This is a genomic window from Psychrobacter sp. CX14 (assembly GCF_057396205.2).
The window spans coordinates 1417494-1439373 of the sequence record NZ_CM183187.1 but is presented as its reverse complement, the minus strand read 5'-3'; the positions used below and the strand labels follow the sequence as shown (position 1 = coordinate 1439373).

The 21880-nt window shown below is 43.3% G+C and carries 15 protein-coding genes and 1 pseudogene; 8 read left to right on the top strand and 8 right to left on the bottom strand.

The genetic code is table 11. The annotated features are described in order from the left end of the window. Nucleotides 1-28: 28 nt before the first annotated feature. Both AC2SLO_RS05955 and AC2SLO_RS05950 read right to left on the bottom strand, forming a co-directional pair. Nucleotides 29-334 (bottom strand): hypothetical protein, encoded by a 306-nt coding sequence (locus tag AC2SLO_RS05955; protein ID WP_486540799.1) that lies wholly within the window; start codon nucleotides 332-334, stop codon nucleotides 29-31. A gap of 52 nt (nucleotides 335-386) precedes the next feature. Then, nucleotides 387-956: a hypothetical protein gene (locus AC2SLO_RS05950; protein WP_486540801.1), complete on the bottom strand. Its 570-nt coding sequence runs from the start codon at nucleotides 954-956 to the stop codon at nucleotides 387-389. 175 nt (nucleotides 957-1131) lie between these two features. On the opposite strand from AC2SLO_RS05950, the pseudogene dnaQ reads away from it, so the two are divergent. The 7 genes and pseudogenes from dnaQ to AC2SLO_RS05915 all read left to right on the top strand — a co-directional run bounded on the left by dnaQ (nucleotide 1132) and on the right by AC2SLO_RS05915 (nucleotide 8740). Beyond that, nucleotides 1132-2786: pseudogene (gene dnaQ, locus AC2SLO_RS05945) on the top strand (DNA polymerase III subunit epsilon). Between the two features lie 168 nt (nucleotides 2787-2954). Further along, on the top strand, nucleotides 2955-4682 hold the full coding sequence (locus AC2SLO_RS05940) for a hypothetical protein (RefSeq protein WP_486540803.1): 1728 nt from the start codon (nucleotides 2955-2957) through the stop codon (nucleotides 4680-4682). 198 nt (nucleotides 4683-4880) lie between these two features. After that, entirely contained in the window at nucleotides 4881-5708 is an 828-nt protein-coding gene (locus AC2SLO_RS05935; RefSeq protein ID WP_486540805.1) for an RnfABCDGE type electron transport complex subunit B, read from the top strand. Nucleotides 5709-5755: 47 nt separating this feature from the next. Continuing rightward, the gene (gene nth / locus AC2SLO_RS05930) at nucleotides 5756-6451 is read left to right on the top strand and encodes an endonuclease III (RefSeq protein ID WP_486540807.1); all 696 of its coding nucleotides are present in this window, start codon (nucleotides 5756-5758) and stop codon (nucleotides 6449-6451) included. 225 nt (nucleotides 6452-6676) lie between these two features. Further along, nucleotides 6677-7843, top strand: coding sequence for a methionine adenosyltransferase (gene metK / locus AC2SLO_RS05925; protein WP_486540809.1), 1167 nt, complete (start codon nucleotides 6677-6679; stop codon nucleotides 7841-7843). 98 nt (nucleotides 7844-7941) lie between these two features. Continuing rightward, complete coding sequence (locus AC2SLO_RS05920; protein WP_486540811.1) at nucleotides 7942-8277, top strand: DUF3144 domain-containing protein; 336 nt, start codon at nucleotides 7942-7944, stop codon at nucleotides 8275-8277. 97 nt (nucleotides 8278-8374) lie between these two features. Further along, complete coding sequence (locus tag AC2SLO_RS05915; RefSeq protein WP_486540813.1) at nucleotides 8375-8740, top strand: hypothetical protein; 366 nt, start codon at nucleotides 8375-8377, stop codon at nucleotides 8738-8740. Nucleotides 8741-8854: 114 nt separating this feature from the next. On the opposite strand, the gene AC2SLO_RS05910 is transcribed toward AC2SLO_RS05915, so the two are convergent. The 4 genes from AC2SLO_RS05910 to gyrA all read right to left on the bottom strand — a co-directional run bounded on the left by AC2SLO_RS05910 (nucleotide 8855) and on the right by gyrA (nucleotide 17737). Continuing rightward, a complete protein-coding gene (locus tag AC2SLO_RS05910) occupies nucleotides 8855-10483 on the bottom strand; it encodes a BCCT family transporter (protein WP_486540815.1) in 1629 nt (542 codons plus the stop codon). Nucleotides 10484-10730: 247 nt separating this feature from the next. Further along, complete coding sequence (gene clpB, locus AC2SLO_RS05905) at nucleotides 10731-13316, bottom strand: ATP-dependent chaperone ClpB (protein ID WP_486540817.1); 2586 nt, start codon at nucleotides 13314-13316, stop codon at nucleotides 10731-10733. 834 nt (nucleotides 13317-14150) lie between these two features. Then, nucleotides 14151-14855 carry a glutathione S-transferase gene (locus AC2SLO_RS05900; protein WP_486540819.1) on the bottom strand — a complete coding sequence of 235 codons (705 nt, stop codon included), beginning with the start codon at nucleotides 14853-14855 and terminating at the stop codon, nucleotides 14151-14153. Between the two features lie 104 nt (nucleotides 14856-14959). Then, a complete protein-coding gene (gene gyrA, locus AC2SLO_RS05895) occupies nucleotides 14960-17737 on the bottom strand; it encodes a DNA gyrase subunit A (RefSeq protein WP_486540821.1) in 2778 nt (925 codons plus the stop codon). 350 nt (nucleotides 17738-18087) lie between these two features. On the opposite strand from gyrA, the gene AC2SLO_RS05890 reads away from it, so the two are divergent. Next, nucleotides 18088-18918, top strand: a complete 831-nt coding sequence (locus AC2SLO_RS05890) for a methyltransferase domain-containing protein (protein ID WP_486540823.1) — start codon at nucleotides 18088-18090, stop codon at nucleotides 18916-18918. A gap of 16 nt (nucleotides 18919-18934) precedes the next feature. On the opposite strand, the gene AC2SLO_RS05885 is transcribed toward AC2SLO_RS05890, so the two are convergent. After that, entirely contained in the window at nucleotides 18935-20164 is a 1230-nt protein-coding gene (locus AC2SLO_RS05885; RefSeq protein WP_486540825.1) for an ABC transporter ATP-binding protein, read from the bottom strand. 101 nt (nucleotides 20165-20265) lie between these two features. Continuing rightward, nucleotides 20266-21864: an ABC transporter permease gene (locus AC2SLO_RS05880; protein ID WP_486540827.1), complete on the bottom strand. Its 1599-nt coding sequence runs from the start codon at nucleotides 21862-21864 to the stop codon at nucleotides 20266-20268. Nucleotides 21865-21880: the final 16 nt, after the last annotated feature.

Here is a 21880-nt window from a genome sequence, read left to right as displayed (position 1 = left end):
ACTCTGTTCACTAACCCTATATTAAAACCTAATCAGGTAAATCGTGTCTCACATGATCTGGGCTTAGACCAAACGAGAATACAAAGGTCGCAACCACACTATTGACGATAATAAAAGGGATGTCCAGACCTTGATGACCCAAAGCAAACCGTCCCAATAAAGCAGATATTACCAGCATAATCACAAAGAACAATCCCAGAAAGTTAATCACTTTAGGATGTTTTAAACCATAAGGCTGCTCAGGCTTTGGCCCCTGCTCCAACACATAAAGACGTACCGCCCAGCCTGCCCCGTAAGCCAGCGTACCCATCAATAAATAACTTAGAAATCCCATCGCTACCCCTTCCTATACATAATGGACCATTACTATTGTTTATTATGACCGGTTACTGAATCTGCACTTGACCCGCTGGTTTAACAGAGATATTACTCATATCTTCTGGCAGCTCTTCACTGTGCACCTCATCACATTCAACTTTAAAAATAGTATTCGCCCCTTGCACGATATAACCCAAATACTGACTGTCTAATAGCGGATCAATATTGGCATAAGCTTGTTTGACATGCGCCACAACAAACATCTTATCAGGACGGCCAATCAACGCATCGGTGTTCTTTTTATCAATTGAGAAATAATTAGGTATCTCATCAAGTGATAGCACATTTAATGGCTCCGGATCATCCCAGACTCTATTGGCCGATGCCGGCTCTTTCATTTGCATCACTAGCCCTTGCTGCTGCAGACTGACTTTAATCTGTGCCGGCTCGTCATGACTGACTGTATAACAGCCTGCAAATATATCAGCGTGCTGCTGCAATTTACTCTTGGTATCGATTGGTTCTACCGCTTGAGTGTTTGCTTGTTTGTCTTTGCTATTATCACAAGCGGTCAGGCCTAGTGCGGTGCTAGCAACAAAAAAGGCCAATGTCAGTTTTGGTAAATGTAAGAGCGTCAAAATAGTATTCCAGTCTGGTCAATGTAAAGAGTCCTATTTTACCAAACTTGCCCTAATAAGGGGGAAGCTTATGACATATTAGCGACTTGAACCTCAATAGGTAGGCTATTTTTTGTTATACTACCCCTATTGTTTATCTGCTCGTTTTATCTTATTTGTTTACATGTGAGTCTTTATGTCTGTACTAAATCCAAAACCCAATACCACCATTGCCTTTACTGATGGTGCTTGTAAAGGCAACCCTGGTCCTGGCGGTTGGGGTGCTTTTTTGGTCTTAAGTGATGGTCAGCAGCTTGAATATTATGGCGGAGACACGCACACCACTAATAATAAGATGGAGCTGATGGGCGCAATTATGGCACTTGAGAAAAGCCCGCACGACCAGACTTTAGAGATTTGGACGGACTCAAGCTATGTCAAAAATGGCATTACCTCTTGGATTCAAGGCTGGAAGAAAAAGGGCTGGAAAACATCGGGCAATAAACCAGTTAAAAACCAAGAGTTATGGCAACGCTTAGATGAATTACAAAGTCAACGTGATGTTAGTTGGCACTGGGTAAAAGGCCATGCAGGGCATGAAGGTAATGAGAAGGCGGATGAGCTTGCCAACAAAGGTATTTTATCTTCATCAGAACAAGATGCCGCCTTAGCTAACACTGGCATCGATACAGCAACTGACGTAAAAAAAAACTGAGTAATTCGCCCATGTCTACCCCAGCTCCCGACAAGGACCAACAACCTGAAAACGATTGGTTGCTAGACGACCCTCTTGGCTTTGATGAGCCGATGCTTGAAGACGATGCTCCCACCAATTTCTATACTGAAAACGATAACGATATGACTCAGCAGCAAGACAGCACATTTGAAGACCCTACGCTCGCTTATAGTAATGATGGCTTAGACAATACTCAGCCAACTTCTGAACCTGAGATTGAGTTCGACGGTGATACCAGCCGTGCTAATCCTCATTTCAAGCCATTACTACCTGAGCCAATTAACCGCGGGCTGCCCGGTCGTCAGCTTATTATGGATACCGAGACCACCGGTCTTGATGCGCTAAAAGGTGACCGTATTGTTGAGGTCGGTATTATTGAGCTGGTTGATCGTAAATTTACTGGCGAGAAACTGCATGTTTATATCAATCCTGAGCGCAGTATGGATGACGAGGTTATCCGCGTTCACGGTATCACCGAAGCCTTTTTAGCAGATAAACCGACCTTTGATAAAGTAGCCAAGCCATTATATGAATTTATGCTTGGCGCTGAAGTCATCGCTCATAATGCCTCGTTTGATATCAGTTTCTTATCGATGGAGTTCGATAAAGTTGGTTTAACCGATTTTGCCGACCAAATCAAAGTAACTGACTCTTTAGCGATGGCCAAGCAGCAGTATCCAGGTCAAAAGAATACTTTGGATGCGCTCGTTCGCCGTTTAAACGTCGGTAAAATGGACCGTACCTTCCACGGCGCCTTACTTGACTCGGAGATTTTAGCCGAAGTCTATCTGGCGATGACCGGTGGTCAGGTTGCCTTAGCCATTGATGAAGATACTCAAACTGAAGGGGAAAACACCCACGCTGACTTTAGCGAATTGGCAGCGCAAATCCTTAGCGCTAACAGCTACTTTAGCGATCATGTTAGTTGGGTTGCTAAGCAAGCCAAAAAGCATCCGAACCTATTACAAACTCAAGGGGTGACTGCTTTTCATCAGATTAATAGCGACGATGAGAAAAAGCCTGCGTTGGCATATGGTTCACTAACTCAATCTTCGGCCTATTCTTCAAATCAGCAGTCTTTAAAATTGTCAGACACCTTATTTGTCGCCTCGTAATATAGAGTATCCAAAGACATTCTCTGATTGATTGCCACTGCTAGTTGTATTAAAGTGAAACACAACGAGCAAGGATTGCTGCAAGCGGTCTTTGTTTCACCTTATTTTAGTGTGATTAATTAACATCAATTAATCGCCGCTTAATTCTGCTTTTAACTGGGTAATAACATGATGACGTCAGCTGTTGCATCTTCCGCCTCAAATCCGGCCATTAGTGTCACCAACTTTGATTTATCGTCGTTATATCTACTAAGACCTGAGATATCGGTGACCCTAAAAAATGCGGAACGTCATCTAAGTGAATTTAATGACGACGAAGAACAGGCGCCGCTATTACTTGATTCGGTAGTGATGCTAAAGCAGTTGGCGGCGGTATTAAAGCTAATCTCTTTAACTGGCAGTAGCGATTTAGCCAAAGCATTGTCAGATGGTATGCAGCGTCTATATGACAGCGGTGATAATAATGATGAATCACTGATTTTAGGTCTCTCACAAGGTATCATGACCTTAAGTCGTTATATTGAGTTTGTGCTATTGCAAGAGACGCTTGAGCCCTCTTTATTATTGCCGGTTATCAATCAATTGCATCAACTGCTTGGACATCAGACACTTGATGACAAGGCACTGCAGAATGAGGATTACACGCATATTACTCTTGCTAATCCTACGAAGAATTTTAAATCTTTAACCAGTCTCGGGCTTAATGCCGCTTTGTTATCTACCGCTTATCGAGCTGGTCTACAGGTGCTACTAGCAAACACCGATGGTACGCTTAACGAGTCAGAACAGCAAAAGCTAGAAGCCATGCACCAAGCCTGCGCCGTGCCTGCTGATAAATCAAATGTCCTATTTTGGCAAGCGGCAGCAGCAGCGACCAAAGATATCGCTAAGCGATTGCCTCTAGATGCACAGCCGAAAAGACTGTTTATATTCCTAGACCAGCAATTTCATAGCTACTTATCTGCCGATGACAGTCGATTTGCAGAATTGGTGAGCTTTGCCTGCCTGCGTGAGCATAGGCTTGCTTTGGTGTTAAGGCAGCAGCTTAAAGATAACCAGTTAGAAGTAGAGCAATTATCTCAGCTACGCCAGTTTATGTTCGGCCCGGACCAAGAAATTACCAGTATTGTTAATACTCTTATGCAGCAAGACATCGATGACATAAAAACTCAAGTCAGTCATGCGGTTTATGATGCCAGTCATGACAGCAGCGTAATACTTAGCCAAGAGGATATCTCGCTTATCACTGATAAGCTAAATGCCCTAGCCTCAACCATGCATATGCTTAAATTAGAGCAAGCCTCAGCAACATTACGTCAATGTGTGGTAATGATTCAAAAATGGCGCACCCCAACTGCTGAGAACTTAGATGCGCTGCTTAATAACTTAATGATTGCTGAAAATGCTGCTATTACTTTGGCGAAGTCTCACACACCGGGCGCTCAGACACAAACGGTCAGTAATACGATGATTTCTATTCATCAGCTTGATACCGCTTATGGCGTGTTAGTGAGTGAAAGCCGTCAGCTGATTTCTCAGGTTGAGCAAGCACTAAGTTATTATCTTGATGATATAAATAAGGTTGATAAGGATATCGAGACCATTAAGGATGTGCCTAACCAATTAAAACAAGTGGCCGGTGCTTTACGCTTTTTAGAGCTGACCGATGCAGCCAATATGATCAATCAGCTGTCGCATTACCTAGCAGACACCTTGTACATTGATGAAAATATTATCGAAGGTAATAATCATGCGACCTATAACAAATATGCCAAGGTAGCCGATGTGTTATTGGCTGTTGATCATCAATTAAGCGCATTACAAAAGACGCATCCTATTGGCAAACATGCCATGAGTATTGCCAATAGCAGCCTATCTAAATTATTGGCCGCTTAGATTACAACACCCTAGATATGGTAAAATACAGCGCCATAAATACAAAAGCTCCCTATTGGGTGCTTTTGCGTATTTATAAGCTAAACTTATTACCCTACAGACCTTTTCAATAGTTTAATAGGCAGTCCGTAGTATATTTATCACCAAACAGATTGGTTATAAAGTACATTGACGACAACCCAAAAGCATAAGGTGATTATGAGTACTAATCGATTAGACAGCTTACCTATTTTATTTAATCGCTTAGGTCTTGAAAGCCTTACTGATTCTCAGCGTCAACAGGTAGCAGATATTGATACCACACTACCGCAAACTCAGTGCGGCCTGTGTGACCATGCCGATGGCTGTCTGCCTTATGCCACTGCTATTGTGGTCGACAATGAGCCGCACAATAAATGCGTGCCCGGTGGTCAGCCAGTTAGTGACCGTATCTCTGAGATTTTGGGTCGTCCACATCTTGAGGCTCGCGAATCACAGTGGGCGGTTGATACCAATACAGGTCGACCTACCGAAGTTCGCGCTATTATCCGTGAAGACGATTGCATCGGCTGCACTAAATGTATTCCTGCTTGCCCTGTCGACGCCATTGTCGGTACCGGCAAGCATATGCATACTATCTTCACCGATCTATGCACCGGCTGTGAGCTGTGTTTGGCGCCCTGCCCCGTCGACTGTATTGACTTAGTAGAAGTACCACGTGCGCCACAATGTGAAACACCCGAGCATCGCGAGCAAGAGCAAGCCCATTTACGTCAGCGTTATCACACTCATTTAAACCGTGTTGCTGCTCAGATGGCGGACCGCTCACATGCTAAGCCGGTGACCAGTATGGTTGAAACAAAGCTTGGCAATGCGGCGCATCAAAGTCTAGATATTGACGAAGCCAAGGCCAAAAACACCATTGCTGCTGCCAAATTACGTACCAAAATTAAGAAGCTCGAAAAACAGCTTAGTGTTCGTGCTAATGATAAAAAACAGGCAGAGCTTGATGCGCTAAAACTGCAATTGGCTCAATTAGCGGTTTAATCCCACTTATTTTATATTTATAACTGCACTGCAAGGCATTATCTGATATGAGTAAAACAGTTAAACATAAAACGGCACAAACACCGCCCTCTCGCCGCTTGCCCAATCGCAATGTGCGTCCGTTTTTTGAGAAGCTTGCTGCCGCTATTGATGAGCCAGTGACTGAGCTTGAATATGACAGTAATTTTGAGCTGCTTATCGCAGTAATATTGTCCGCCCAAGCCACCGATGTCAGCGTCAATATTGCCACTCGTAAGCTGTTTGCTGTTGCCAATACGCCTGAGGCTATTTATGCATTGGGTGAAGATGGCTTAAAAGAATATATCAAAACCATTGGCCTGTTTAACTCAAAAGCCAAAAACGTTATTAAAGCGTGTAAAGACTTAATCGAAAAGCACAATAGTATTGTGCCTGATAATCGCAAAGATTTAGAGGCGCTTGCCGGTGTGGGCCGTAAAACAGCGAACGTGGTGTTAAATACCGCATTTGGTCAGCCGACAATGGCAGTAGACACCCATATTTTTCGAGTCAGTAATCGCACTGGACTTGCCACAGGCAAAACCGTGCTTGCCGTTGAACAAAAGCTAATCGAGCGTGTTCCTGATGACTTTATTCTTGATGCGCATCATTATTTGATTTTACATGGACGTTATACTTGCCAAGCGCGTACGCCAAAATGTGGGGCCTGCCCTGTCTATGAAGAGTGTATGTTCAAAGACAAACAGGCCTTTGCAGAGCTCTAAACACACAGCGCCTTATTCCAAAAGCAACTATCTTATTTTTGTCTGGCTAATCTTACCCCTATCACTAGAGTTTTCACCGACTTAAGGGTAAAATAGCCTATTTTACATTCTATGTTTGTCTTGTCAGATTTTATCTATAATGGCATAGGCCCTTTTTAAAGTGCTGTGGTATTAAAATCGCAAGTTTTTGAATACAAGCTCCTGACTATAAGTGACTCTCTCATTATGCATGACTATCAACTTTTTACCTCAGAATCTGTAAGTGAAGGCCATCCTGATAAAATGGCAGATCAAATATCAGATGCGTTGCTTGATGCTATTATGCGTGAAGATTTGCACGCCCGTGTGGCCTGTGAAACCTTAGTTAAAACAGGGGCAGTCGTTTTAGCAGGCGAAATCTCGACCACAGCCAATATTGACATCGAACGCATTGTACGTGATACCGTAAACAGCATCGGTTATAACCATTCTGATTTAGGCTTTGACGGCGAAACTTGTGCCGTTATCAACATGATTGGCAAACAGTCTCCTGAAATCGCTCAGGGCGTTGACCGCATGAACCCAGAAGACCAAGGCGCAGGCGACCAAGGCTTAATGTTTGGTTATGCCAGTAACGAAACCGATGTATTAATGCCTGCTCCTATTGAGTTTGCACATCGTTTGATGGAGCGTCAATCAGAGCTACGCCGTTCAGGTGAGCTTAAATGGTTACGCCCTGATGCCAAAGCTCAAGTGACTTTACAATATGCGAACGGCATCCCTTCTGCGATTGACGCGGTTGTTTTATCTACTCAGCATGACCCTGACATCTCGCAAGCTGACTTACAAGAAGCGGTGATGGAAAGCATCATTAAACAAGTTATTCCAGCCAACCTACTTCACAAAGATACCCGTTATCATATCAATCCAACCGGTAAATTTGTGATTGGTGGTCCTGTTGGTGATGCAGGCCTAACCGGTCGTAAAATCATTGTAGATACTTACGGCGGTATGGCACGTCACGGCGGCGGTGCATTCAGTGGTAAAGACCCCTCGAAAGTAGACCGTAGTGCCGCTTATGCCGGTCGTTATGTGGCCAAAAACATTGTAGCTGCTGGCCTTGCTGAGCGTTGTGAAGTTCAAATCAGTTATGCCATTGGTGTGGCGGAGCCGACCTCTATTGCGGTGAATACATTTGGTACAGCCAAAGTGAGCCGTGAAGTGATTATTGAGCTGATTCGTAGTCACTTTGACTTACGTCCTTATGGTATTACCCATATGCTAAACCTATTACAGCCTATGTATCAGCAGACAGCCACCTACGGTCATTTCGGTCGTCCTGGTTCTGAAACCGCCTTTACATGGGAAAAAACAGACAAAGCAGAACTACTGCGTGCTGATGCCAATATCTAACTTCTCTTATAATTTACGAAAGATAACCATCATTAGCAGTAGATAAATTCCAGTATTCTAAAAATTAATAAGCTAACCGATTTAAAGAGTGAAACACTATGGCAGATAATAATGCAACCAACGAAAGCCCTGAGCTATCTAAAGACATCGAAGCATTTTACAAACGCGCTGATGCCATTATTGAACTTGCAAATAGCCAACTAGGTCCAGAGGCTCATTCTGGTCAAGTTGGTGCATCCCTACTGTATGCTGCAGCACGTTATAGCTCGTCTGTAGCGTCAATTGGCTTTGTTAAAGGTAGCGACTTGGCTAAAGAGAAAGAAGAGATTATCGAGTTCTATGCTAAGCAATATCGTCAAATGTTGAGTGACAACCTAGACGATTATGCTGAAAACTTTGATAAATACGTACAAATTAACAAAGACGGTAAATAATATAAAAACCTAATGTTTTTAAGCCGGCTTTGGTCTGTTATCAAAAGGGCTTATACTGACATGCAGTATAAGCCCTTTTATCGTTTAGGATAACGACATGACTGCATTTGATTCAACAAAGCTACTATCACAAAAATCACTGAAGGCTTTGGTTGTCACAAGTCTGCTGCTGTCTAGCTGTTACTCGCTATCAGGCACCTCGGCCACTGAGCCTAATCGTACAGACAACACTCAAGTAGACAAAACTACTAATAACGGCCAGCAAAAACAAACGGACACTTCCTCAACACAATGTGGCTATTTTAATCCTGATGAAATGAAGATTTGCACCATGCAATTCGACCCTGTTTGCGTCAAAGAACGTGCTAAAGATGGCAGCATCAGTTATCGAACTGCCGGTAATGCGTGCTCCGCGTGTAGTACTACTGAGTCTGTTAGCTATACGCTTGGTGAATGTCACTAAGCTTTTGATTTAAAGGCTCTCTTCAATTATATAATATAAGCACTCACCCTAAATACAAAAAAGCCAACTCTCTCAGAGTTGGCTTTTTTAATAACAGTGATTTTATATGCTTAATTAGTCACCAGACACAACTCTCGGTGGGCCTTTTAGCAAGTCTTCATCAACAAATTCGTCTGCGGTATTATGATCCGCTGATTCTTCTGTAATAAACCACTGCTGCGCACGGTAGAGAATAAGTCTATCGCGGCTGAGACCTCTAAATAATGAATAAATCATCACTAAAATCACAATAGCAAATGGGAAGCCAGCAACAATCGCTGCTGCTTGCAATGCCCCTAAACCACCAGCCGCTAGTAAGATAGCAGCAACCAGACCTTGTACAATTGCCCAAAATAGACGCTGAATCTTAGGTGGGTTAGCATCACCGCCTGATGTCAACATATCAATCACGAAACTTGCAGAATCTGATGAAGTCACAAACCACAGTATAATCATAATGACAATAAGTAAGGTAGTCGCACTAGCAAATGGATAGAACTCCATTAATTTGAAGATGGCATTACCATAATCATTTTGCACCACTTCGATAAAGCCTGGATTACCCATTAATTCCATATTAACGGCAACGCCACCAAAGGTTGTGAACCAGAAGAACAAAATAGCCATTGGTACGAATAATACGCCTAATAGGAACTCGCGAATGGTACGGCCACGGCTAATACGGGCAATAAATACACCCACAAATGGTGACCAGCTTACCCACCATGCCCAGTAGAAAATCGTCCACGCAGACTGCCAATCGGTCTTACTATAAGCTTCGTTCCAGAAAGCAAGTTCAACGATATTTTGAACATAGTTACCGATGTTTTCCACAAAGCTGTCCATAATATACTGAGTTGGGCCCAATATAAAAGCGAAGGCCAGTAATAGAAAGGTTAGGAAAATATTCAAATCACTAAGTCGCTTAATACCTTTATCTAGACCCATCATCAATGAACCACAGGCTAATAAAGTAATAAAGCCGATTAGAATAATCTGAACCGTAATGTTATTTGGTAGGCCAAATAAACCTTCTAAACCTGAGTTAATCTGGAGTACACCCAGACCTAACGTGGTGACCACACCGAACATGGTACCAAACACAGCCAATGTATCGACCGTATGACCCCAACCGCCGTAAATGCGCTTACCTAAAATAGGATATAACGCTGAACGAATGGCTAAAGGTAGGCCGCGGCGGAAGTGGAAGTATGCCAGTGATAGCGCTACAAATGCATAGATGGCCCAAGCATGAATCCCGTAATGTAGGAACGAGATGTTCATCGCTTGCTTAGCTGCTTCAACAGTCTCAGCATCGCCTAATGGTGGCGCCATAAAGTGGTATACTGGCTCTGCAGTACCCCAATACATGATACCAATACCAATACCTGCTGAAAACAGCATACCAATCCAAGACGGTAAGCTATACTGCGGTGCTTCTGTTTGGTGACCTAAACGTATATCTCCGTATCTGCTCAATATCAAATACAGACAAACAAAAACGGCGGCATTCATTAGAATAATGAATAACCAGCCAAATCTTAAAGTAATGAAATTTTGTGCTTCAGTGAATACTGTATTTGCTAACTCTTGAAATAATGCACCGAATATAATAAATCCGACAATCAAAACAACTGAGGCTATAAATACGGGCTTATTAACCCTTGGAAAGGGTCCTAAACGCCCAATTTTCAAATCACTCATTTGTCTACCCTATTAAAAAAAGAATCACCTTAACAAGCCGTTAAAGTTTTAGCAATTCTATATAACAGGTTTATTATAATAATTTAACAAATTCACATTGTAATATTAATAATATTATGGCATTAAAATCTTAATAATAAAAAAGCCTAGCTAATAATAGCTAGGCTTTTTAAGTTTTCAAACTTTAACGACTATCTAAAGTTATGCTTTAATAAAGTAGATTTCTATGTCATTTACTTAGTGCAAATTACTTAGTAAATACTAGATTATCCTCTTCATCAACATCGACTTTAATAGTATCACCGGCAACAAACTCACCAGATAATAATTTCAGTGATAATGGGTTCTCAATTTGCTGCTGGATAGCACGTTTTAGAGGACGCGCACCGTAAACAGGATCATAACCCACAGCAACGAGCATGTTCATCGCATCTGGCGATAATTTGATATCCATTTCACGCTCTTTTAAGCGATCACGTAAGCGGTCAAGTTGGATATCTGCAATACCGGCCATTTGCGCCATACCAAGTGGATGGAATACCACAATTTCATCAATACGGTTCACAAACTCTGGACGGAAATGTTGACCAACCGACTCCATAACTGAGGCTTTTATTTCTTCGTAATCATCACCGGCCATCTCTTGGATTTTGTGTGAACCCAAGTTACTGGTCATGATGATAACCGTATTTTTGAAATCCACTACTCGGCCCTGAGAGTCCGTCAAGCGTCCATCATCCAATACCTGAAGTAGAATATTAAACACATCTGGATGCGCTTTTTCTACCTCATCAAATAAGATGACGCTATATGGCTTACGGCGTACGGCTTCGGTTAACACACCGCCTTCTTCATAACCGACATAACCTGGAGGTGCGCCTACTAAGCGGCTGACGCTGTGTTTCTCCATGAATTCACTCATGTCGATACGTACCATGGCATCCTCAGAGTCAAACAGGAAGTTAGCCAATGATTTGGTCAACTCTGTTTTACCGACACCCGTTGGACCTAAGAATAGGAACGAACCAGATGGACGGTTTGGATCTGACAGACCAGCACGGCTACGACGTACAGCGTTAGCAACCGAAAGCACCGCTTCATCTTGACCAATGACACGCTCATGTAGCTTCTCTTCCATGGCGATCATTTTTTCACGTTCACCTTGTAGCATTTTGCTCACAGGGATGCCTGTTGCAGCCGCCACTACTTCTGCGATTTCATTATCTGTTACTTTGTTACGTAGCAGCTTAATACCATCACCCTCACCTGTTTGCTCTTTTTGTTCAGCAAGGTCAGACTCAGTAATGCGTTTTTCTAACTGCGGAATGGTCTCATACTGCAGTTTACTCATGGTCTCATAATCGCCTTCACGGCTGGCTTTGTCATAAGCGATGCGTGCTTTATCAAGCTCGTCTTTAAGCTGCTGACTGCCTTTTACTAAGGCTTTCTCAGCTTGCCAGATTTCGTTTAAATCAGCATATTCTTTTTCAAGCTCTTCAATTTGCTCATCAAGCACTTTACGCTCAGCCTGCGCACCTGCGTCTTCTTCATTCTTCAACACTTCACGCTGCATTTTTAGCTGAATCAAACGGCTATCTAATTTGCCCAATGCTTCAGGCTTGCTGTCCATTTCCATACGTAAACGGCTGGCCGCTTCATCAACCAAGTCAATGGCTTTATCTGGCAGCTTACGGTCAGTAATATAACGATGACTCATACGGGCTGCGGCGATAATCGCACTGTCTTGAATATCGACACCGTGGTGGAGCTCATAACGCTCTTTTAAGCCGCGCAAGATAGCAATGGTATCTTCAACGCTTGGCTCATCAACCAATACTTTTTGGAAACGACGCTCAAGTGCCGCATCTTTTTCGATATATTGGCGATATTCATCAAGCGTGGTCGCACCCACACAGTGTAACTCACCGCGTGCTAGAGCAGGCTTTAGCATGTTACCGGCATCCATCGCACCGTCGCTTTTACCAGCACCAACCATAGTGTGCAGCTCATCAATAAATAAGATGACATTACCTTCTTGCTTGGCAAGATCATTGAGCACGCCTTTTAGACGCTCCTCAAACTCACCGCGGTACTTAGCACCAGCGATTAATGAACCTAAGTCTAATGATAGCACTTCTTTACGGCGTAGGCCCTCTGGTACATCGCCGTTAACGATTTTTTGTGCCAGACCTTCAACAATGGCTGTTTTACCCACACCTGGTTCACCGATTAATACTGGGTTATTCTTAGTGCGGCGTGACAATACCTGAATGGTGCGGCGAATCTCTTCGTCACGGCCAATGACTGGATCAAGCTTACCTGACTCCGCTCGCTCCGTTAAGTTGATGGTATATTTGTTTAACGCATCACGTTGGTCTTCTGCATTTTGACTGTCCACAGTTTGCTCCCCGCGAAGGTGCTCGATCACTGCTTTTAATTTAGCAGCGGTTACACCCGCTTGTTCAAATATCTTTTTGGTATCACCCTGCTCGGCTAAAATCTGCAATACCCACTCAGTGGCAATATAATCATCACCAGCTTTCTGTGCTTGGCGATCAGCAAGGTTTAGCACTTTAACCGCATCTGGATTTAAATTAACCTCGCCAGTGGGTGTCGAAATCGTCGCTTGATTATCCAGTGCTTTTGCAACACCATTTTTTAGCGAAGGAATACTGGCACCTGCTTGCTGACAGACCGAGATATTAGACTCGTCTTCTAGCAAAGCGGCCATAATATGCACTGGGCTAATGCTAGTATGGTCTCGACCGAGTGCTAAGCTTTGCGCTTGTTGCAAAGCGGCCTGTAGTTTTTGGGTAAATTTATCAAATCTCATGGAGTATCCTTTTAATTGTTAATATTGTTTTTATATGCGTACTAAAGCAATGTTCAAGCAGTTATTTTAAATAGCCATCTAGCAAATCAATGAGTAAATAGGCCAGTAACTGACTAAATACTATACACCGCTTATTACTTGGCTTTGCTTTATTCTGTTATATATATGCAGCCTATCGACTCTTTTTTCAAGTTAGTTTCAAGAATTTATTGTAATGTCAAGTTTTTATGTGACTATCGCGTAATTATATAGGCACCGCTGATTACTATTTCAAGAAAATTTAGAGCACCCTTCTGATTTGCCATAAAAAAGCCCGCATTTCTATTAAAAGAAACACGGGCTTAATTTAAATTTTATAAGGGTCTGTTGAATATTCAAATGTGGAACTGGCGGAGGCTGTTTTTTAGGCAATATGCAGGGAAATTTTTGACGCTTAGTCATTCTAAGTTAAAAAATTTCGCAATATATTGACAAAAAACAGCCCTGCCCCGCAGGGCTGTTGCTAAAATTGCCCCAAACGTTGTTATAAACCTAGCTAAGGTCTAGACATTATCGTCGGTTTACACCTAGTTTGGAACAATTTTAGCTATCAGCAGTCCTAATATTTGAATGTTCAACAGACCCTAATTGCAAAGCTAAGGCAATTGACAAAACATCGTATCATTTTGCCTCACGACTTGAGCGCCTGCCAGACGGCATTCTTTTACCAAATGCGATCGACTCGCTTGGCATCCAGCGAAAAAGCTTACTATGCAAAGGAGCAAAACAAACATCTTAATCTTCCAAGACTTTAAAATCTCAGGCTTTTGAATATCCTTTTGATCTATATTGTTCTTAGAACTCAAGCTTGCCTCCTTTGGCAACGGCAGTTTGATAAGCTTCACGCGCCTTACAACGTTTTAACCAATTTAAAGTATTGGTATAACGTACGCTATCTAAGCTATGACCGGCATTAGCCGCTTCAATGAAGAACGCCATTTGAATATCAGCTGCGCTAAACTCTTCACCAGCAAACCACTGACCAGAAGACAACTCGCTTTCAACCAAATCCAAGGTTTTGCTGATATTTCTGCTAATCATAGACGCTTCGACTTGCTTACGAATACCTTTAGCGATTGGACGAATTAGCTTAGGTGAACGCTCTACCACCTTTGTGAATACCAGACGCATCACTAGCGGCGGCATTGCAGACGCTTCAGCATAGTGCATCCAAAAATCATAATCGCGCCATGCAGAATCATCAGCATCAACTTTAGGATGCAGTTTATATTCGGTATCGTATTTGGCCATCAAATAATCAATGATATAACCGGACTCAATTAGAGGCTTCGTTTCTTCTGGATTCTGAGGGTCTATACCCTTCACTTCTAAAATAGGCGCTTTACCAGAAGGATGAACTGCCTCTAGACTTTTAGGGGCTAAAAACGACTTTGTACGTTCATACTTAGTGAGCTGATACTCAATACCAAGCTCTTCTAAAAGCCATAAAATTCGAAATGAACGTGAATTCTCTAGATGGTGCAAATGAAGATTTGACATACCACTCCTTATTCGTTTAATAAAAAATGCCGACAACCCATTGTCGGCATTTACCTTCCATTTCCACTAACTTGGGCTAAACAATAACCGATAGTGTAATAAGATTATTCATCATTCTCTGTATTATTCACGTCACCAGATGGCGTATTTATGTTTAGTACTTCATCAACGCTGCCCTCGCCAATACTATCAGCAAGTCCTGCTTCAACATTGCTGTCGACAACATCACCGTCGAAAGTGTCGCTTTGTAGAACGCCATCTTCGATTAATGCTTTTGCAAGCTCGTCTTCCTCGCCAGTGTCTTCAACACGCGCCATGGCGACAAGCGCTTCGTCACTGGCCAATCGAATTAAAGTCACACCTTGAGTATTACGACCTGACGTCGCTACCTGAGCAACCGGTGTACGAACCAAGGTACCTTTGTTTGAGATTAAGATAATGTCATCTTCAGGCTGAACCTTAGTAGCACGTACTAATGCACCGTTACGCTCACTGGTCTTAATGGCTATTACACCACCGCCGCCACGGTTTTGAGCGTTAAACTCTTCAACTGGCGTACGCTTACCATATCCATTTTCACAAGCAATTAAGATCTCTTTAACGTCATCCTCAATCACAACAAGCGATTTAATCAGCTCATCTTTTGCAATACGCATACCGCGAACACCTTTAGCAGTACGACCCATCACACGGGCATCATTTTCATCAAAACGAATCGCTTTACCGCTTGAAGCAAACAGCATCACTTCTTGGCTACCATTAGTAATACGCGTTGACACCAGTTTATCACCCTCTTCTAGACCGATAGCAATCAGACCATTCGAGCGAATATTGGCAAATTGAGATAATTGAACACGTTTAACCGTACCATTTGCCGTAGCAAAGAACACAAAACGGCTATCAATCTCTTCCGAAAGATTTGGAATTGGCAAGATGGTAGTCACAATCTCATCTGGCTCTAGACCAATGATATTCACTAGCGGACGACCACGAGCACCACGGCTGGCAATCGGCACTTCAAAACCACGTAGGCTAAACACACGGCCATTATCAGTAAAACACAGCACAGTGGCGTGCGTTGAGGTCACAACCAGATGATCAATCACGTCGTCCTCTTTCATTGCGGTAGCAGATTTGCCTTTACCACCACGTTTTTGAGCAACATAATCGCCAATCGGCTGAGTCTTTGCATAACCAGTACGCGATACGGTTAATACAACGGTCTGCTCTGGAATCAAATCTTCACGGCTAAAGTCAATACGTGAATCAACGATGTCGGTACGACGCTCATCGCCGAAGTTATCACGGATTTCAATCAGCTCATTTTTGATAACCATCATCAGTTTATCAAAGTCAGCTAAGATAGATTCAAGTTCTGCAATTTGACGCAGTAAATCTTGGTATTCTTCGGTCAGTTTGTCTTGCTCAAGACCAGTTAGACGATGCAGCTGCATCTCTAAGATTGCATTCACTTGCTCAAGAGATAAGCGGTAGTTATTGCCATTATCAATTAGTCCAAACGGATTTTTAAGGTCTTCGCCTTCAATGTATTCAGGACGAACAGAACGCAGGTCACCGGCAGCAAGGGTGCCACGGCCAGCGGCTTGTAGCATAGCCACAACCGTGCCCGAGTCCCAAGTCGTCTCAAGCAGCTTCTCACGCGCTTCACCGCGGTTCGCTGACTCTTTAATAGTTGCAATAATATCGTCAATATTTGCTAGAGCAACGGTTAAGCCCTCTAATAAATGACCACGCGCTTTGGCTTTATTTAATTCAAAAATCGTACGGCGAGTCACCACTTCTTGACGGTGACGCACGAACGCGGCGATTAATTGACGTAGGGTCATCAATTTTGGCTGACCATTATCTAGGGCAACCATGTTAATGCTAAAGCTTGATTCTAGTGGCGTTTGCAAGAACAGGTTATTAACAATAACCTCTGCCACTTCACCGCGGCGCAGGTCAATCGCGATACGCATACCGTCTTTATCAGACTCATCACGAATCTCAGAAATACCTTCAATTTTCTTATCACGTACTAATTCTGCAATACGCTCAATCAGCTTGGCTTTGTTAGACTGATAAGGAATCTCAGTGAAAACAATACGTTCACGGTCACGGTTAACACCCGTATCACTCATTGGCTCAATATGATAACGACCACGGATATGCAAGCGACCTTTACCAGTGCGATAAGCATCAACAATACCTGAGCGGCCATAGATAATACCGCCGGTTGGGAAATCAGGACCTGAGATATAATTGGTTAGCTCTTCGCTTGAGATATTCGAGTTATCGGCATAAGCCAGACACGCATCCAACACTTCGGTCAGGTTATGCGGCGCCATATTGGTCGCCATACCTACCGCAATGCCGGTGGCACCGTTAACCAGTAGATTAGGAATACGCGCAGGCAGTACGCTTGGCATACGCTCTGAGCCATCGTAGTTGTCTTCCCAATCGACCGTGTCCTTATCAAGGTCAGCCAGCATTTGATGCGTAAGTTTAGTCATACGTACTTCGGTATAACGCATTGCAGCTGCTGGGTCATCATCGATAGAACCAAAATTACCCTGACCATCGACCATTGGATAACGAAGACTAAAGTCCTGCGCCATACGAACGATGGCATCATAAACCGCGGTATCACCATGTGGGTGATATTTACCGATCACATCACCGACCACACGAGCAGACTTTTTATATGGCTTATTGTAATCATTTGACAACTGATGCATGGCATACATGATACGACGATGCACAGGTTTCAGCCCGTCACGCACATCCGGTAGCGCTCGAGATACAATAACGCTCATCGCATAATCAAGGTAGGACTGCTTCATCTCATCGACGATAGCAATAGGACTGACCGAATCACTCATACATACATCTCCATGTTGGCAGTTGCCCCTTGATTGACTTTATTATAAATAAGCGATCAAACTAGGAATTCTGCAAACTATTTTTAAAATTTTATGCTAAAAAACAACTGCCATATTTTAGCATAAATTACGCTCAAACGGGTGCTTTTACTGCTATTGACCGCAAAATGTACCGGAATATTAGCCGGCGACAACCAAATTAAAATCAAATCAAAAATTACCGCTTCAAATCAGATGAACTGGGTTGCAATCTACCGCTTTGCGCTTACAATAAGTCGCATTCTCTACCATGATGCAGTCTATTATTTATCCTCTCGTTTGCCTTAACTTTATTCGGACACCTAACGCTTATGACAACTTCAGAAGACCGTAACTTTGACCCCATTGCCGAGCATTTTGTCAAAAAGGTATATGGCGGATTAAAAGGAGAGATTCGCTTGGCGGTACTAAAGCGAGATTTGTCTGAGGTGGTCGCTAAGCTATCGGCGCAATTACAGCGTCCGTTACGTATCTTGGATGTGGGCGCAGGCTTAGCACAGCTTTCCATTGAGCTGGCTTGCGAAGGTCATCAGGTGACGATTAACGACATCTCACACAATATGCTGGTTGAAGCCAAAAAAAGCTCTGAGCAGCAAGGTGTGGCCGATGATATCTATTGGTTGGTATGTCCTTATCAGCAATTTGAAGAAGTGCTTGGTGATACCTTAAATATTGGTGAAAAAGCAGCAGATGGTTATGATTTGATTTTGTGTCATGCTCTACTTGAGTGGTTGGGTCAGCCCAGTGAAATCATGCCATTTTTTGATAAATGGCTTGCCCCTCATGGTGTGTTATCGCTGTGCTTTTATAATCCAGCAAGCTTTGTTTATCGTAACCTGATTATGGGAAATTTTAATCTGCTTAATAACCCAGACTTTAAATCAGACAATAAGAAAAGCCTAACCCCTAATAATCCGGTCAGTTTTGAAGAGGTAGAAGGTTGGCTTAGCAAGCAAGGGTTTGAAATAGCGTCGGTTAGTGGCTTACGCGTGTTTCATGATTACAGTCCGCTCAAGCGTGGCGGCCATACCAATCCAGAAGCGGTGGTTGAAATGGAAGTGCGCTATTCAAATCAAGCGCCTTATAAGTGGCTGGGCCGCTACTTGCACGTGCTGGCAGGTCGCGACCCATCAATTGATTAAACTTAGGAATGGGAAGCTAGATACGGTGCCATGTGGTGACATCAACGCCTTCTCCTTGGAACAGCACCACATGCCCCATCACAGCACGAAAGCCGATAGAAGAACCGATTGGGTGGTCGTGATGGCTTGATATTAACGATAATACTTCCTCGCCGTTTGACAGACGCAGACGATATAAAAAGTTAGCACCTCGAAATACCCGCCCAACCACAATGGCCTGCTGCGCACTGCCATCATCATGAACGATGTCATCTGGACGAATCAAGACTTTAATCTTGGTGCCATTGGGAAAGTCGTAATCACAGGCCTCACCTTGAGTAAACGCTTGTTGCGGTGCTGCAACCTGTGCACCCACATCTTCTGCATGAATCGGCTGTGCCTCTCGCTTAATATCACCCAATGCTGTTTTGATAATACCGTGTTCAATTATTCCATCTATCATCGCACCTTCACCGACAAACTCCGCAATAAACGGGCTATTCGGCTCATGATACAGCTCATCCGGTGTCGCCCACTGCGCAAGCTTGCCTTTGTGCATCACTCCAATTTTGTCAGCTATGGCAAAGGCTTCGTGCTGATCATGAGTCACCAAAATCGCAGTGGTATTGGTTTGCTTTAGAATGTCACGCACTTTGCTGGCTAATGACTCACGCAGCATCATATCTAAGTTAGAGAACGGCTCATCAAGCAATAGTAACTCAGGCTTTGGTGCTAATGCTCTTGCCAAAGCTATACGCTGCTGCTGTCCGCCTGACAACTCATTAATCCGCTTATCGGCATGTTCGGTTAACTCAACTAACGCCAATACTTCTTTGATACGCGCTGCCCTATCCGCTTTATTCCAGCGATGCAGACCAAAGCCGATATTTTCACTGACAGTTAAATGAGTAAAAAGCGCATAGTCCTGAAATACCATACCCATGTCCCGTTTGGCCGGCACAACTTGCACATTAACCTTACGTTTTTCGATATTGGTTAAGGTCTTTCCATTTAGCTTAACGATGCCTTGATGCGGCTGCTCTAAACCAGCAATAGCTCGCAGCGCTGTAGTTTTGCCACAACCACTAAAGCCTAATAAACAGCCAATCTCGCCTTGAGCCAAGCGCATTGATAACGACCGAACCACATCCGTATTGCCAAAGCTGACGCTGATATTATCCAGTACTAAGTAATCATCGGCAGCAACCGGGTTAGCGCTTGGGTTGTCTATAGAAGAATTTAGGTTATCTGAGGGGCGGGTTTGCATGAAATATCACCGTTTTGCTTAGGCTATTTAACTGTTAATAGAAATTCAATAAAGAAGTTATGGTTCAGCGTATTTTGATAAGACCAAAATCTGAGCCTTATTTAGGCTTTATCAGACTGGCGTATCAATAAAATAACCGGAATTAAGCCGACCAATACAATGGTCAAACTGGGCAATGCCGCACGCTCATACATACCTTCAGAAGTCATTTCAAACACGCGAACTGCCAACGTATCCCAGCCCTGACGGCGTGTCATTAGCGTAATCGGCATCTCTTTGGTCACTTCCACAAATACCATAATTAGCGCAGTAAATACCCCAGGGCTAATCACTGGTAAGTACACTTTACGCCAACGCTGCCAACGACTGGTGGTCAATAGGTTTGCTGCCTGATCTTGGCTCGGAGTTAAACGATTTAACTGCCGATCAATTGGTTGAAACCCCACCGTGGTAAAGCGGGTGGTTAACGCCAGTAGCATGACTACCACGCTACCACTTAATACCTGCGCAGTAATCATATTACTTGCAATTAACGCATTATCAATCCACGCAATTGGGATAAACACCCCAACAGCAAGCACTGTACCTGGCACCGCGTAACCCAAGTTTGCTAGCGACACGAGCAGCTGATTGCTGCGACTGGGAAATTGACGTAATAGCCAAGCCATCATCAGTGCAATAAAGGCGATAAACACTGCCGTCGAGCTGGCGATCAAGACAGTGTTAGTGACAAAGTCCCAATAGCGTCGGTCCAAATCGATATGATAGTTCTTAGCTACCCAAACGATTAGCTGAGCCACTGGCAAACCAAAAGCTAAAATAAAGATAACTGAGCAGAATAAAAATGCCCAAATATTAGCCAGTCCGGTTAGTGCCTTACGTTGTCTTTGACCATTGCTGGGTAGATAGCTGCGCTTTTTTTGCCAATAACGCTCTAGCATTAGAATAATAAAGACAGTGATAATCAGCAGCGCGGCTAATTGTGCGGCTGTGGTCAAGCTAAAGAAACCAAACCAAGCTTTGTAAATGGCAGTGGTAAAAGTATCTAAGTTGAATACAGAAACCGCACCAAAATCGGCTAAGGTTTCCATCCAAGTTAATAATAAACCACCAATAATCCAAGGCATGGCTTGCGGTAAAGCCACTTTAAAGAACGCACGACGTTTGGATAAGCCGAGCATTTGACCGGCCTCTAAGGCACGTTGACCTTGTGATAAAAAGGCTTGACGCGCCAACAAATAAACGTAAGGATAGAAGACCAAAGATAAAATAACTCCTGCCCCCCACACGCTACGAATCTGAGTAAAAGACCAGCTTATTCCAAGCTCGCGTAATTGAGTTTGCACGATACCGCTATAATCAAATAGTCCCATGCTGACAAAGGCAAGGACATAAGCGGGTATGGCAAAAGGTAGCATTAATGCCCAGACAAAAAACTTCTGTCCGGTAAAGCGGTACATGCTAGTCAGCCACGCCAAATAAGTGCCCAGTGAGCCTGCAATAACCGTCACCAAGAGCAGGATTAACGCCGTATTTTTTAACACACCTGGTAATACATAATCTAAAAAATGTGACCAAATATCTGCCATAGGCTCAAACCAAGAGCGCATCACAATAATAATTGGCACTAACATAAATAGCGAAATCAGTCCAAGGACTGATTTCGCTATAAGGGAACTTTTAGATTGATTTGCTCTCATAAAACCCTTTTCTGAG

Coding starts and splice junctions, on each gene's coding strand:
- AC2SLO_RS05955 (WP_486540799.1), bottom strand. CDS start 334: ATGGGATTTCTAAGTTATTTATTGATGGGTACGCTGGCTTACGGGGCA.
- AC2SLO_RS05940 (WP_486540803.1), top strand. CDS start 2,955: ATGATGACGTCAGCTGTTGCATCTTCCGCCTCAAATCCGGCCATTAGT.
- AC2SLO_RS05935 (WP_486540805.1), top strand. CDS start 4,881: ATGAGTACTAATCGATTAGACAGCTTACCTATTTTATTTAATCGCTTA.
- nth (WP_486540807.1), top strand. CDS start 5,756: ATGAGTAAAACAGTTAAACATAAAACGGCACAAACACCGCCCTCTCGC.
- metK (WP_486540809.1), top strand. CDS start 6,677: ATGCATGACTATCAACTTTTTACCTCAGAATCTGTAAGTGAAGGCCAT.
- AC2SLO_RS05920 (WP_486540811.1), top strand. CDS start 7,942: ATGGCAGATAATAATGCAACCAACGAAAGCCCTGAGCTATCTAAAGAC.
- AC2SLO_RS05915 (WP_486540813.1), top strand. CDS start 8,375: ATGACTGCATTTGATTCAACAAAGCTACTATCACAAAAATCACTGAAG.
- AC2SLO_RS05910 (WP_486540815.1), bottom strand. CDS start 10,483: ATGAGTGATTTGAAAATTGGGCGTTTAGGACCCTTTCCAAGGGTTAAT.
- clpB (WP_486540817.1), bottom strand. CDS start 13,316: ATGAGATTTGATAAATTTACCCAAAAACTACAGGCCGCTTTGCAACAA.
- AC2SLO_RS05900 (WP_486540819.1), bottom strand. CDS start 14,855: ATGTCAAATCTTCATTTGCACCATCTAGAGAATTCACGTTCATTTCGA.
- gyrA (WP_486540821.1), bottom strand. CDS start 17,737: ATGAGTGATTCGGTCAGTCCTATTGCTATCGTCGATGAGATGAAGCAG.
- AC2SLO_RS05890 (WP_486540823.1), top strand. CDS start 18,088: ATGACAACTTCAGAAGACCGTAACTTTGACCCCATTGCCGAGCATTTT.
- AC2SLO_RS05885 (WP_486540825.1), bottom strand. CDS start 20,164: ATGCAAACCCGCCCCTCAGATAACCTAAATTCTTCTATAGACAACCCA.
- AC2SLO_RS05880 (WP_486540827.1), bottom strand. CDS start 21,864: ATGAGAGCAAATCAATCTAAAAGTTCCCTTATAGCGAAATCAGTCCTT.